The sequence below is a fragment of the Alteromonas sp. AWQ4_252 genome (assembly GCF_056158205.1).
Genome location: NZ_JBSWSV010000001.1, coordinates 1,635,086 through 1,649,771 on the forward strand (window position 1 = coordinate 1,635,086; position 14,686 = coordinate 1,649,771).

9 protein-coding genes are annotated in these 14,686 nt (G+C 45.8%); 6 read left to right on the top strand and 3 right to left on the bottom strand.

Translation table 11 applies throughout. From position 1 onward, the window contains the following. Positions 1-64: 64 nt before the first annotated feature. A complete protein-coding gene (locus ACXACM_RS07370) occupies positions 65-580 on the top strand; it encodes a lactoylglutathione lyase family protein (protein WP_474820786.1) in 516 nt (171 codons plus the stop codon). 85 nt (positions 581-665) lie between these two features. Here the strand turns inward: ACXACM_RS07370 and ACXACM_RS07375 are convergent, their stop codons facing one another. Continuing rightward, positions 666-1,607 (bottom strand): hypothetical protein, encoded by a 942-nt coding sequence (locus tag ACXACM_RS07375; RefSeq protein ID WP_474820787.1) that lies wholly within the window; start codon positions 1,605-1,607, stop codon positions 666-668. 251 nt (positions 1,608-1,858) lie between these two features. Here ACXACM_RS07375 and ACXACM_RS07380 point away from each other — a divergent pair, with 251 nt between their 5' ends. Genes ACXACM_RS07380 through ACXACM_RS07400 form a run of 5 tightly spaced genes read left to right on the top strand, consistent with a single transcriptional unit; the run spans position 1,859 to position 11,048 of the window. Beyond that, positions 1,859-5,158, top strand: coding sequence for a transglutaminase family protein (locus ACXACM_RS07380; protein ID WP_474820788.1), 3,300 nt, complete (start codon positions 1,859-1,861; stop codon positions 5,156-5,158). A 20-nt stretch (positions 5,159-5,178) separates the two neighbouring features. Then, positions 5,179-7,749 (top strand): circularly permuted type 2 ATP-grasp protein, encoded by a 2,571-nt coding sequence (locus ACXACM_RS07385; protein ID WP_474820790.1) that lies wholly within the window; start codon positions 5,179-5,181, stop codon positions 7,747-7,749. Beyond that, positions 7,749-8,624 carry a transglutaminase family protein gene (locus ACXACM_RS07390; RefSeq protein WP_474820791.1) on the top strand — a complete coding sequence of 292 codons (876 nt, stop codon included), beginning with the start codon at positions 7,749-7,751 and terminating at the stop codon, positions 8,622-8,624. The genes ACXACM_RS07385 and ACXACM_RS07390 overlap by 1 nt, the downstream gene beginning before the upstream one ends. 13 nt (positions 8,625-8,637) lie before the next feature. Further along, complete coding sequence (locus ACXACM_RS07395) at positions 8,638-10,113, top strand: circularly permuted type 2 ATP-grasp protein (RefSeq protein WP_474820792.1); 1,476 nt, start codon at positions 8,638-8,640, stop codon at positions 10,111-10,113. Between the two features lie 14 nt (positions 10,114-10,127). Next, on the top strand, positions 10,128-11,048 hold the full coding sequence (locus ACXACM_RS07400) for an alpha-E domain-containing protein (RefSeq protein WP_474820794.1): 921 nt from the start codon (positions 10,128-10,130) through the stop codon (positions 11,046-11,048). A gap of 122 nt (positions 11,049-11,170) precedes the next feature. Here ACXACM_RS07400 and cysG read toward each other — a convergent pair whose 3' ends face one another. Further along, positions 11,171-12,562, bottom strand: a complete 1,392-nt coding sequence (cysG, locus tag ACXACM_RS07405) for a siroheme synthase CysG (protein WP_474820795.1) — start codon at positions 12,560-12,562, stop codon at positions 11,171-11,173. A 160-nt stretch (positions 12,563-12,722) separates the two neighbouring features. Then, positions 12,723-14,456 carry a DEAD/DEAH box helicase gene (locus ACXACM_RS07410; RefSeq protein WP_474820797.1) on the bottom strand — a complete coding sequence of 578 codons (1,734 nt, stop codon included), beginning with the start codon at positions 14,454-14,456 and terminating at the stop codon, positions 12,723-12,725. Positions 14,457-14,686: the final 230 nt, after the last annotated feature.

Sequence of the window (14,686 nt, forward strand, 5' to 3'; positions counted from 1 at the left end):
GATAATTTCATGTTTTGTTTTCGTCCAGGTAAACTTTGCTCATCAATTGATCAAGGAGTTAACTATGACGAACAAAGTGAACACCCCGTATCCTCGTACTTTCTCACACATTGGTATTTCTGTGCCCGACCTCGACGCAGCAGTAAAGTTTTATACCGAAGTGTTGGGTTGGTACCTTATTATGAAACCTACGGTAATTACAGAAGACGATTCAGCGATTGGTGAAATGTGTACTGACGTATTCGGACCTGGCTGGGAGTCATTTCGCATCGCACACTTGTCTACAGGAGACAGAGTTGGCGTTGAAATTTTCGAGTTTAAAGGCCAGGAAAACCCGGAGAACAACTTTGAATACTGGAAGACAGGCATTTTCCACTTCTGTGTTCAGGACCCGGATGTTGAAGGGCTCGCTGATAAAATTGTCGCAGCTGGCGGGAAAAAGCGCATGAAAGCGCCACGCTACTATTACCCGGGAGAAAAACCTTATCGTATGATTTATATGGAAGACCCGTTCGGCAATATTCTGGAAATTTACAGCCACAGTTATGAGCTTCACTATGCAAGTGGCGCGTATTCCTAATTGCGCCAGCATTCCGAAAAAACACAGTAATGAGCAACAATTTGCTTTAATATAGCCCGAGTTATCTCGGGCTTTTTCATGCCTGTTATTGAATTTCTTCTAATGTGTATTTTCCCTGCGCGAGCGCTAAAGCGGTATTGTCTGCTACTTCGCCAATTTTGAGCTTTGCAGGGCCTGTAGGCTCAATAAGTACGTAAGTTTCGCCGTTGGCATCAAGGGTTTTCTCTCCCTTTCGAGGTGTAAGAGCAACACCGAGCAGGGCGTGGTCGGGAAGAAGAATGAGGACCATGGAGGTGTCAGGTAAAAAAGCCCTGGCAATGGACGCAGTGAGCACAGACTTACTGTCGCAATCGCCCCGGTTTTCATTCAATAGCTGTGCGGGCGGTGCGAAGCCTGAACCGTTGCTTTGCGCGCGATTGTCCAATGCGTCATAGGGTATACTCTGCACCCACCCCAGTAATAAATTAAAGTACTCTCTGGCATCAGAAGTCACGACGACTTTTTCGTAAAACGCCTGTGATAAGGGGATCAACACATCAGTGAGTTCCTTCATATATCGAACGTGGTCAGGTTTGATGGCTTTTTCGTTAAACGATGTGCGATAGCGGGTGTAGTAATGCTCAGTGAGGTAGTCGGTAAATGCTTTTTCCTTTGCTCGTGCCAAATGGGTTTGCACAGCTTTTAGTTTTACCTCGTCCCTGGAGCGCACACTTATTGCCACCTTTTCACCTTGTTGGCGAACCGAAATAGTCGCTTCTCTGGGGTCGTATCCCCTGGCAACTTTGAGTAACTCAACGGTTACATAACGCATGGCCAGCACAGGACGATAATTTTTTTGCTCTGCAGGGCTGGAGGCTAACTTTTCGGCATTAAGATTAAAGCTGATCTCTTGCTTTTTTTCGTCCACGTCCAGCCATTCATACTGGTAAGTCAGGGTACCATTTTGCTCGGAACGGTTAAAAGACAGTTGTTCTGCACAAGCGTGATATGCAAAACACAGCAATAGCAACAGAGCAAGAATACGCAAACTGGCTCCTTAATAAATTGAACATTCAATGAACATTGATAGTAGCTGAATAACGGTAAAATAGAGAATAAAATCAATTTTTATACAATAAAGCAAAGATTTATCATCCAAAGCCAGGCCAATCCTTTCTGACTCAACCGACAATTTGCATTCTTTATATAATAACTATTCCTAATGTCTTGTAACTTTATACTATTGTCTATAAGGTGATTTTTTGTTCTGTAAACAATTGTTGTCAATGGAGTCAAAGCATGACCATAACTGTTGGGATAACACACCATACTGAATACCACTATGATAAAAGTATCAGTATGTCTCCACACACGTTCCGACTTCGACCAGCACCCCACAGCCGAACACCTATAAAGAGTTATTCATTAAAAGTTTACCCTGAAGATCACTTTATAAACTGGCAACAGGATCCTTTCGGCAATTATCTTGCCCGGGTCGTATTTCCTGAAAAAACGAAAAAGTTTTGGTTTACAGTCGATCTGGTCGCAGAACTAACAGTTATCAATCCATTTGATTTCTTTTTGGAGTCATACGCTGAGAAGTACCCTTTTAAATACGAAGAACGGATTGCCCGTGACCTGGCCCCTTATCTGGAAAAGGAAAAAGCGTCATCGGTGTTTTCAGCGTTAATTAACGAGCAAATTCCAGATAAACCTGTTGCCACCGTTGACTTTCTGGTGGCGGTTAATCAAGCCGTATATGACCTCATTGAATATGGGGTTCGCATGGAGCCAGGCGTCCAGAGTATTGATGAAACCCTTGAGAAAAAAGGCGGCTCTTGTCGGGATTCAGCCTGGTTATCGGTGCAGATGTTCAGACATCTCGGCCTTGCATCACGGTTCGTGTCAGGTTACCTGGTGCAGTTAGCGCCAGATGAAAAAAGTCTTGACGGACCCAGCGGACCGGAAAAAGATTTTACCGACTTGCATGCGTGGTGTGAAGTATACATTCCCGGTGCAGGCTGGATTGGGCTGGACCCAACATCAGGGTTATTTGCCGGTGAGGGGCATATACCTTTGGCGTGCACGCCTGAACCTATGTCTGCAGCTCCTGTAACCGGCGCTATCGATGAATGTGAATCAACCTTTAGTTTCTACAACAACGTGCAGCGTCTTCACGAACCTCCACGCGTAACCAAACCTTATAGTGATGCACAATGGGCGGCAATAGACCGTTTAGGCGGAGTGATTGACAACGAGCTTCACGACGCGGGTATTAATTTAACCATGGGCGGCGAGCCAACCTTCATTTCTATCGACGATATGGAAAGTGACCAATGGAACACCGCTGCTGACGGCAAAGAAAAGCGCGAACTGGCTCACACCTTGTTTATGAAAATGGTGGACGCTTTTAGTCAAGGTGGTTTCAGGCACTATGGGCAAGGTAAATGGTATCCAGGTGAGCCCTTGCCTCGCTGGCAATATGCAAGCTATTGGCGCAAAGATGGCACGCCGATTTGGTCAAATCAGGCTTTGCTTGCGGATAAAATTAACAACGCTTCGGCTAAAGCGTCAGACGCTGAAGCATTTGCCAGCCACCTTTCTATCGCACTCGGTCTTGATAAATCCGTTGTCGTCACTGCTTATGAAGATGTGCTTTATCATTTATGGCAGGAAGGAAGTTTACCTCAGGATCCGTCTCCTGATGCGCCGGAGTTACTCGATGCAATGACCCGTAAGGGCTTTCTGGCCAAACTGGAAAAAGGGTTAGATAAGCCAGTGGGCTTTGTAATCCCTCTTACTTACGACACGGTGTTTGGAGGATGGCAAAGTAACCAGTGGACGTTTAAAAGGGGGCATTGTTTTTTGCTCCCAGGTGACTCGCCAATGGGATATCGCTTGCCGCTAAATAGTCTTGGGAAACCAAAACAGATATTTGAACGTGATCCCGCTGACATGACGGACTCACTCGCTTCTATTACTAAGCAACGTGGCTACGTAGGCGAAGAATCTGTATTAACAGCGCTTTGTATTGAAGTTCGCGATGGTCAGCTTTGTATTTTCATGCCTCCTGCCAGTTATTTTGAGCACTACGCTTTGCTTTTAAACGCTGTGGAAGTCGTTGCTGAAAAACTGAAAATCCCCGTAATTTTAGAAGGGTACACACCGCCATACGACAGCCGGGTAGAGAAGTTTGCCGTTACCCCGGATCCGGGTGTTATCGAGGTTAATGTGCACCCGGCGACAAATTGGAAAACGCTTGTCAGCAACACCCACGCCCTTTATGAAATGGCCAGAACATGTCGGCTTGGTACTGAAAAATTTATGCTCGACGGGCGTCATGCCGGTACCGGAGGGGGAAATCACGTTACCATGGGTGGACCGACACCCCTCGAAAGCCCGTTTTTGAAAAGACCCGATATACTGCGAAGCTTCATTACTTATTGGCAGCATCACCCGGGTCTGTCTTATTTGTTTTCAAGTCTCTTTATTGGCCCCACCAGCCAGGCACCTCGTGTAGACGAGGCACGGGATGAAACCTTATATGAGCTTGAAATAGCCTTTTCCCAGATACCTGATGGTGAAGTACCAGCGCCGTGGTTGGTAGACCGCTTACTCCGGCATTTACTCACTGATTTGACTGGAAATACCCACAGGGCTGAATTTTGTATCGATAAGCTGTTTAACCCCGATTCACCTACTGGTCGTTTAGGTATCGTGGAGTTTCGCGGGTTTGAAATGCCGCCGCACGCACGCATGAGTCTAATGCAAATGTTGCTGCTACGTACGTTACTTGTCTGGTTCTGGAAACAACCTTACAAGAAGAAGCTGGTTCGGTGGGGGACAGAGTTACATGATCGCTTCATGTTGCCGCACTACGTTAAACAAGATATAGCAGAAGTGTGTAGTGATCTAAACGCCGCTAATTTCCCAATAAAATTAGATTGGTTTGAGCCGTTTTTTGAATTTCGGTTCCCACGATGTGGAAGCCGTGAAGTGGGTCAAATTAAACTTGATTTGTTCAGCGCTATCGAGCCGTGGCACGTACTTGGTGAAGAAGCGTCTGGCAGTGGCACCGCTCGTTATGTAGATAGCTCCCTTGAGCGGGTTCAGTTAACCGTGTCAAATATGCATACGGACAGATACATCGTTTCATGTAATGGACGTAGATTGCCACTGAAATCGACGAATGTTCGCGGTGAGCATGTTGCTGGCGTTCGGTTCAGGGCATGGCACCCTGCATCTGCTCTTCACCCGACTATTGGTGTGCATGCACCACTTGTGTTTGATGTTTACGATACCTGGGCTGGCCGTTCTCTTGGGGGCTTTACCTATCATGTCAGTCACCCTGGAGGCCGTAACTTCTCAACTGTACCCGTCAATGCTTTTGAAGCTGAAGGTAGGCGCATTGCCCGCTTCTGGGACCATGGCCACACACCTTCGTTTAAACCGGACACAATGCCGCAGTGGTCACCCCATTTAGCCACCCAACGAGTAGTCAACCATGAGGGGCAAAATGACTATGACTTACCTTTGGAGGAGTCGGACAATGAAGAGTATCCAAATACGCTGGATTTACGACGGCCCCCTACTTTATAGTTCAGGTGTCTATTAAGTTTATGAGCGAAGATCTCTCCATGCCAGAATGGCTAAATAGCTATACAGCATCTAGCACGCTGCCAGATGAGAACAAGCGTCTTCTCAACACCTTGTTCTCGCGCCTGGCAGCACTAAACAGCGAAGAAGTCACCTTCAGAGCAAACGAAATTCGCCGGCTCATGCGAAACAGTGGTTTTGCGGATATTGATGAGCAACAAAACTGGCAACTAGACCCATTACCAATGATGGTCTCAAGCCAGGATTGGGACACTATCAGTCGTGGGATAAAGCAACGGGTATTACTCTTAAATGATGTATTACTCGATCTCAATAACGATAAAAGCACGTTGACCCAGGGTATTTTTTCTACCGAACACCTAATGCGTCACCCCTATTATTTAGCTGATAGTCATACCGTACCTGCGCAAAACAAGGGTGTCTTTTTATGTGCGATTGACATCGGGCAAAATACCGATGGGGAGTACTTCGTTCTAAATGACCATTGTCAGTTTCCCAGAGGACTTGGTCTTTTGCTAGAAAATCGTATTGTTGCGCGAAGAGTGATGAGTGAAGAGTTTACAGAGTGTGGCGTATTGCGCATTGCTGGGTTCTTTGAACAACTTCAACGTGCGATTTCTCAAGAAACTAGCGGGTTGAGCGATCCTCGTATCGTTATTTTATGTCGGGGTCCTGATGATCAGTATTATTCCGAACAAGCTTATTTAGCCACTTATATGGGATATACCCTTGTTCGAAGTGCAGATTTAACGGTAAGAAAGGGGCAAGTCTGGTTAAAAGCGCTTGATGGATTGCGCAAAGTAGACGTTATTCTGCGCTGGATTGAAGACAGACACCTGGATTCTCTGGAGCAGGTGGATTACTCAGCTTTTGGTATACCCGGTCTTATTCATGCGGTACGTTCACAGAATGTGGTTTTGCTGAACCCATTAGGTAACGGCACTATACAAATTCCCGCCATTCGAAACAATTTACACCGCGCTGCTGACTATTTAAACGGTGAGCCTTTGCTAATGCGTCAGCAGGAAACCTTTTCCGTTGAAGCTGTGTTAGAGCAAGACTGGGCTGACTATGAACTACTGAGTTATGTAGATCCAGCATTGAAACTCGATGGCGAACGAGACAAAGCCGCCATTGCACAATGCCTTGATAATGTCGCTCAAAAAGATCTTTACTGGCGTAAAAAGCTGGTGCTTTCACAGGCGCCCTTCTGGAATGAGACCGGGGTGGTTAGTAAGCCTGTTATCTTGCGATGCTATGCATTACTTTCTCAAGATCAGGTATTTATATTACCTTCAGCCATGTGTTATACCCCTAGTTCAGCGCGTACTGAGGGTAAAGTGGAAATTAAAGACACATGGGTAGAAACCATTGGTCCGCCCGAGGGGCAAGCGCCATCTATTCCAAAATCTTTACAGTTGAACGCCGACTTAGCTTTGGTCGAGGGATTGTTGCCGAGCAGAACTGCCGAAAACTTGTTTTGGTTAGGTTGTGCTGTTGAACGAAGTGAAAACGTTATTCGCTTAGTAAGAGCATTTATCGACAAGTTCACGGAGCTTGCGATTTATCCAGACGAGGCACACAGAAACGCATTACTCCGATTTAAAGTAGGCCTTGAAAATCAAGCGCTCATATACCCTTATCAACATGCAGCAACCACTGATTTATCCAATTCTGGCGCGGGGTTCAAAGAGCTGGTTGTCGCGCTAATTAGCACCAATCAGTTTGTTGGAGGGCTCTTCAGCAGTATCAATATGGTTGTACAAAGCGCGTTGCAAGTCAGAGAGCTGCTTTCCTACGATAGCTTACGGATCATTGAAAGTTTAGAGGAAGAACATCACAACTTTTCATCAATAACAGTACAAACACCGACTCACAGACTGCAGACCACTCTCGATAAACTTATTGGATTAATAATGGCCTTCAACGGTTCTATTCAGGATAGTCTGTCAAAGAGCAACGGTGCGTTTATGATAGAGATCGGCAAGCGTTTAGAGCGCAGTAATCAATTAGTCTCCATGGTCCAAAACCTGTTGCAATCCCCGCTACCCGACGCAGAACAGCAAAACGTACTGGACATTGTCCTTATTGCTCAGGTCAGCGCCATTACACACAGAAGGCGATATCGCGCATTTCAGAGCATAGAAACAGGGCTGGAATTACTGTTATTGGATGCCGAATACCCTCGTTCTCTGGCTCATCAGATTCAGAAAATTACTGAGCTGTGTGGCAGCCTCCCTGTGAATGCAAAACCCGGGTTCCTCAGCACCACGGAAAAAATTCTGTTACAGCTTAAAGCGAGTTTTGCGCTGACAGACAGAGACACGCTAAGTATCCACACCCAGGAATCGTCCTTAGAATTGGCGGCATTGCTGGAAAGTGTGACATTGCAGTTGCAAAAATTTAGTGAAATGATGCAAACCCAATACTTCAGCCACACCAAGCCAGCTTCTCAACTTCATTGGTCTGGAATCGGTACAGCAACGCCACAAATTATAGAAAGTCCGGTTTTACCTAAAACAAATTCATCCGTTGAACCTTCGGGCACTAGCGAGCAAGGAGAAGCGGAATAATGAAATACAAAATTAAACACATCACAACCTATAAGTATTCGGATAAAGTCAGCCTTACTCAAAACCACGCCAGGCTTACTCCGCTTAATACGCTCAACCAGAAGCAAATCAGTGCGAGTGTCACTATTATTCCTGAGCCAGATTATCAGTCTGAATTTGTAGATTATTTCGACAATACTGTCACTATTTTTGAAATTCCTACTTTGCATGAGGAAATGCAAGTCATTGCAAGCAGTGAAGTAGAAATTCAGGGTGCCCCTCTTCAAGGCTTATTTGCCCATAATACGCAATGGGAAAACGTTCGTGACCAAATTCGCTATCCTGCGGACAAGTCCATGTTAGCCGCCCAGTTCTTCAGTATTCCAACTCGTCTTACCCAGGCAGATCAAGCCATTCACAAATACACGCTGGCGTCGTTTACGCCTAATCGATCTATCGTGGAATCTTGCGATGAATTGATGGAACGAATCTTTAACGATTTCACATTCGACCCGTCTTTTTCCACAATTAACACACCTGTCAGCCATGTATTTAAGCACAAGCGTGGCGTTTGTCAGGATTATGCACATTTAACGTTAACTTGCTTGCGAAGTGTTGGTCTGGCGGCCCGTTATGTAAGTGGCTATATCGAAACCATTCCGCCGCCGGGACAGGAAAAGCTTACAGGTGCAGACGCCACTCATGCGTGGATCGCACTATTTGTACCAGGCTCTGGTTGGATTGATTATGACCCAACCAACAATTTAAAACCCTATGACCAGCACGTTACGTTAGCGGTCGGACGGGACTTTGCAGACATCACACCACTTAAAGGCATTATGTTTGGAGGTGGAAATCAGGTTTTGGATGTTTCAGTGGATATGAATCGGGGATAATAAGGAGTGTAGTTTGAGTAACCAAAAACAAAGTCAGTCTTCATCAAATACTGTAAATTTAGCACACTGCAATTTTTCCGAATTTTATGACGAACTGATAGATGAGAATGGGGTCGCACGCCCACACTGTGCGCCATTGATGGATTATTTAACCCACTTGTCTGAAGACGAACTCAAAAACGCGCAAAATGCCGCTGAATTGGTCGTTAAAGAAATGGGCATAACCTTTACGGTGTACGGCGAAGGAAGCTCTATAGACAGAGCCTGGCCTATCGATATTATTCCTCGCATTATTTCTAACAAAGAATGGCAGCGTGTAGAAGAAGGGCTCAAACAAAGAGTCAAAGCGCTTAACATGTTTATCGACGATCTCTATCATGATCAAAAAATCATAAAAGATGGGGTTTTTCCAGAAGCGTTAATCGACAAATCGGTTAATTTCCGTAAACAGTGTATTGGAATATCGCCGCCTAATGGCATATGGGCTCACATATGTGGTTCTGATTTGGTGAGAGACAAAGACGGTACCATTTACGTTCTGGAAGACAATCTTCGCGTGCCTTCCGGCGTGTCTTATATGTTAGAAAATCGCTCCGTAATTAAGCGTGTTTTTCCTGACATGTTCGAAAAAATGGACATTCTTCCAGTTAACGACTACCCCTCACAATTATTCGATATGCTTTCAACCTTATCGCCGAGGCAGGATGAAAAGCCTGAAGTCGTGGTGCTAACACCTGGGATCTACAATTCTGCTTACTTTGAGCATTGCTACCTTGCGCAGGAAATGGGATGCGAGCTGGTGGAAGGAAGTGATCTGACAGTAGAAAAAGACGACTGCGTCTATATGAAAACGATTAAAGGTTTGCGTCGCGTAGATGTTATTTACAGACGCATTGATGACCTTTTCATAGATCCGGAAGTGTTCGATCCAGATTCAATGTTGGGTGTTCCGGGGTTAATGCGAGCGTGGAGTCAGGGTAACGTTACTTTAGTCAATGCCCCTGGAGCCGGGGTTGCAGATGATAAAGTGGTGTATACCTATGTGCCTGACTTTATTAAGTATTATTTAGATGAAGAGATCATACTTCCCAACGTAAAAACCTATCGGTGTTATGAGCCTGAAGATTTTGAATATGTAGAGGCAAACATAGATAAACTGGTTATTAAGCCCGCCAATGAATCTGGTGGCTATGGTTTGCTAATAGGCCCTAAATCGACAAAGAAACAGCAGCAGGAAACCCTCGCTCAGATAAAAGCCGATCCTCGCAACTGGATCGCACAACCTACGCTTAATTTATCGACGGTTCCAACCCTCGATGGCGGAGTCATCGAAGGGCGTCACGTAGATTTACGTCCATTTGTTCTTTCATCGGGAACCAATACGTATGTGACAACTGGCGGCTTAACCAGAGTGGCGCTTGTCAGAGGTTCTCTCGTGGTCAATTCATCACAAGGTGGTGGAAGTAAAGATACTTGGATTGTAGATTAGGGGGAGGGATTGTCATGTTATCAAGAGTTGCAGAAACACTTTACTGGACGGCGAGATATGTTGAACGGGCAGAAAATCTTGCTCGCTTAATCAATGTGAATAACCTTCTTCTAATGGATTTACCCAAAGGTTTTTCTCCCGGCTGGGAACCGTTATTAGATATCACTGGCAACAGAGAAGCTTTTGAATCTGCCTATTCAGATTTTAGCGAGAGAAATATTCTCAAATTCTTAACAGTAGATAGCAAAAATCCGTCATCTATTCTCAGTTCGCTTCAGTATGCGAGAGACAATGCGCGCACCATCAGAGATGTTATTCCCCGGGAAGTCTGGGAGACATTAAATGCCTTACATTTGTCTGTGAAAGAAAACAGTAGCAGCTTTCTAAGTAAACGAGGGCGTTTCTCCAGTCTAAAACAGGTTATCAACCAATGTTTGCTCATATATGGAACAATGGATGCGAGCATGAGCCACGATGAAGGCTATTTCTTCTGGCGCTTCGGTGCAGTGCTAGAGCGGGCAGATATGACATCAAGAATTATTGATGTACGCTCTGCAACACTACCAGAAGATATGAGCGACTTGCCTTTTGAGAACATACTCTGGATGAGTGTACTTCGCTCGCTGAGTGGTTACCAAATGTACCGGCAAAAAATGGGAGTGCGGATCCGCCCTGGCGACGTACTGCTTTTCATGTTGCACAGTGAAGAATTCCCTCGTAGCGTTCTCTTTTGCTTGTATAAACTCAAGAGTTTATTTTTGAACTTACCAGACAGTAAGGCAATAATTGAGCATATCGATCACAGTATTGAGGATTTGGAAAAGCAACCAGTGGCTACCCTAAGGGGGCGAGCTCTTCACGATTATATTGACGAGCTACAAATCGACTTTGCTGATATCCACCAGGAATTAGCACAGCAGTACTTTATGCATTAACGCAAAAGAGTCATTAAGCGTAAAAAAAAGCGATCTCCTGAAACATGGAGCGTCGCTTTTTTATTTCCCTATGATGACAGAGCATCTCTGCTCACCAGTTACCAGGCGAGTTTTTAGGGCCACTACTTGTGTTGCGTGAACCAATCCAGCTGTGAGTGCAATGACACTACCGAACCTACGATTATTAACGTAGGGGGGCGCATTAGTGGTGTTTGCGGGTCGTCATTGATTGTCGCTAATGTGCCGGTTACCACTTTTTGTGCGTCACGGGTTGCCTCCTGCACCAAAGCGATGGGAGTGTTAGCATCAAGTCCGTATTCAATCAACTTTTCGCAAATGATAGGTAAGCCAGTCAAGCCCATGTAGAATACGAGGGTTTGCCCTTTTTGAGCGAGCGCTGGCCAATTGAGATCGATAGTGCCGTCTTTCAGGTGGCCCGTGGCGAACGTTACTGATTGCGCGTGATCTCTGTGGGTGAGTGGAATACCTGCGTATGTACTTGCACCTGATGCGGCAGTGATGCCAGGTACAACCTGAAAATCGACGTTGGCTGCAATAAGCTCTTCAATTTCTTCTCCACCGCGGCCAAAAATAAATGGGTCGCCGCCTTTCAAGCGAACTACACGGTTGCCTTTTTTTGCCTCTTCTACCATCAACGAATTAATTTGCTCTTGAGGCAATGTATGGTTGCTCTTAGCTTTGCCTACGTAAATTTTTTCCGCGTCACGACGAACCAACTCCAGAATCGCTGGCGATACTAAACGGTCATATACCACCACATCGGCTTTTTGCATAAGTCGCAAAGCTCGAAAAGTAAGTAGATCTGGGTCGCCAGGTCCAGCGCCAACCAGATATACCTGGCCTTGGGTTTTCTTCTCTTCTTTGGCAGCGTCCAGTGCTTCAAGGAATGCCTGTTGGGCCTTATCATCCTGACCTTTTTCCACCATTTCGGCAATGTCACCATCGAGGACATCTTCCCAAAAATAGCGGCGGGCCGTAACCCCTGAAAGGGTGGCTTTCACTTTCTCTCGGAATTTTTCAGAAAAGGCGCCTAAACGAGCAATATTGCCCGGAATAACCGTTTCCAGTTTCTGACGCAAATAGCGCAGCAAAACTGGCGCAACACCGCCGCTGCTCATTGCAATAACAATGGGAGAGCGGTCGATGATTGATGGCGTAATAAACTGGCACAGTGGTGTATTATCAACAACGTTCACTAATACACCACGAGCCCGCGCTTGGTCGTGGACGTATTCGTTTACCGCGCCGTCATTGGTAGCGACAAACACCATGTTTATATCATTGAGATCATCATCGGCGAAGGGGCGTTCTACCAGCGTTACTCTTTGATTATTGGCATAAGACTTTACCGTGTCACACATCCATGGGGCTACCACGGTGACAGACGCTTCCGACTTCAAAATTAATTCCAGTTTTCTAGCGGCCACTTCCCCGGCGCCAACCACGAGAACCTGCATTGTCTGAGTGTCGATAAAAACCGGGAAATAACGCATGAGAGCCCCACACCTGTATAAAATTACTCATGATAACTAAGCACATATTTTGCCCCTTTCCGGCAAAATTAAAAAATCCTTTTTCAGCCTAGATATTTCTTTTTGATATAAAAAAGGCAGGTTTTATTCACCTGCCTTTTCATAGTTCGCTCTAGCGCGCTTAGTTTTTACGTGGGCTTCGCTTTTTAGGCGGCGTGTCTGACCATTCGCGAATTGCCAGTTTCTGACCTGCCACGCGGGTATTCTGTAACAGCTCTTTTGTTTCCCGAGGCATGCCTTCTGGTAAATCCACAGTGCTGTATCGGTCATAAATTTCAATAGCACCGATGTTTTTACTGTTGATATTGGCTTCGTTGGCAATCGCGCCTACGATATTTCCTGGCTTCGCGCCATGGGTATGACCCACATCGATACGGAAACGCTGCATACCTGCTTCAGGTTTACTGCTGCCGCGCTTACCTCGTCTGTCGCCACGCTCTGGGCGATCACCCCGGTTCCCGCGGTCACCTCGACGATCACCACGGTCACCACGGTCTTCCCGTTGTGGTTTGCTGTGTAAGTCGGGACGGTCTGATTCTTTCAGCAACAGAGGTTCATCACCTTGCGCCAATTTGATAAGTGCTGCAATCAAACGCTCTGGTGAAGCCTCAGTTTCCTGCTGTAGTGACTCAACAATGGGCATCAGTGATTCAAGACTGTCATCTGTAGTTGCTTCGCTAACAGCATGTTTAAACTTGCTCAAGCGAGTTTCGTTCAATTCACTAATCGATGGAATTGGCATGCGCTCAATAGGCTGGCGAGTGGTTTTCTCTATGGCGAAAAGCATACGTTTTTCACGGTGCGAGATAAACAAGATGGCTTCACCATTTCGTCCGGCACGGCCTGTACGTCCAATGCGATGAACGTATGATTCTGTGTCGTAAGGCACATCGAAGTTAATAACGTGGCTAACGCGCTCAACGTCCAAACCACGTGCAACGACATCCGTTGCAACCAGAATGTCAATTTTGCCTTGTTTGAGTTTTTCTACCGTGCGCTCCCGGGCATTTTGCGGAATATCTCCGTTCAACGGCTCTACGTCATAACCCCGTGCAGACAGCTTGTCTGACAATTCAACGGTGGCGGTTTTCGTTCTTACGAAAATAATTACGCCATCGAAAGATTCAACTTCCATGATACGTGTAAGAGCTTCGAGCTTGTGATGCGGAGCGACCTGGCAGTAGCGCTGACGAATAGTACTCGCCGTGCTAACCTTAGAAGCAATTTTAACGTGTTTTGGATCTTTCAGATAACGCTGAGTGATCTTTTTAATCGGCCCTGGCATGGTGGCAGAGAACAACGCTGTCTGCTTTTCAGCTGGCGCATTGCTGAGGATGGTTTCCACATCGTCAATAAAGCCCATGCGCAGCATTTCGTCAGCTTCGTCTAAAACTAAGAAACGCAATTCACTTAAGTTTAATGTTTTGCGTTTAATGTGGTCGATAATACGGCCCGGCGTACCTACAACAACCTGTACACCGCGTTTAAGCTGGCGTATTTGGTTATCGTAAGACTGACCACCGTATACAGGCAGCACCTTAATTTTTTGTGAAAAGCTGGCATAAACCTGAAAGGCTTCGGCTACCTGAATGGCAAGTTCGCGAGTAGGAGCAAGTACCAGCAGTTGCGGGAGTTTTGCTTCTGGGTCTATATTAGCGAGCATAGGTAACGCAAAGGCCGCTGTCTTACCGGTACCTGTTTGTGCCTGACCTAATAGATCATGCCCTTCAAGTAGTAGCGGAATACTTTCAGCCTGAATTGGTGAAGGCTTTTCATAGCCAACCTTCTCCAGAGCTTGTAAGATGCTTGGTGGTAAGTTGAGGTCTTTAAATGTCAGCTCGACAGTATTGGTCATTAAGGATCCTAATGAATGTAAGGCGGGCACGGCAATTGCCGGCATGTATAACTAAACGGATATTATATTCCATTCGCATGGCGGTTGCCACGGAATTACTCGACAGGATAGTGTCTGAGTGGCGAAGAAACGCCTAGTTTTTGAATTTCGTACTAATTTCTGTATCAATCGCGGCGGCATTATACGCATTGTATAGATTTAGTACAGCAATTTGACAATTTATTGATAGT

Bases quoted from the DNA above. Each gene is read 5' to 3' on its own strand.
- ACXACM_RS07385 (WP_474820790.1), top strand. From the start codon at position 5,179: ATGAGCGAAGATCTCTCCATGCCAGAATGGCTAAATAGCTATACAGCA.
- cysG (WP_474820795.1), bottom strand. From the start codon at position 12,562: ATGCGTTATTTCCCGGTTTTTATCGACACTCAGACAATGCAGGTTCTC.
- ACXACM_RS07410 (WP_474820797.1), bottom strand. From the start codon at position 14,456: ATGACCAATACTGTCGAGCTGACATTTAAAGACCTCAACTTACCACCA.
- ACXACM_RS07380 (WP_474820788.1), top strand. From the start codon at position 1,859: ATGACCATAACTGTTGGGATAACACACCATACTGAATACCACTATGAT.
- ACXACM_RS07390 (WP_474820791.1), top strand. From the start codon at position 7,749: ATGAAATACAAAATTAAACACATCACAACCTATAAGTATTCGGATAAA.
- ACXACM_RS07400 (WP_474820794.1), top strand. From the start codon at position 10,128: ATGTTATCAAGAGTTGCAGAAACACTTTACTGGACGGCGAGATATGTT.
- ACXACM_RS07370 (WP_474820786.1), top strand. From the start codon at position 65: ATGACGAACAAAGTGAACACCCCGTATCCTCGTACTTTCTCACACATT.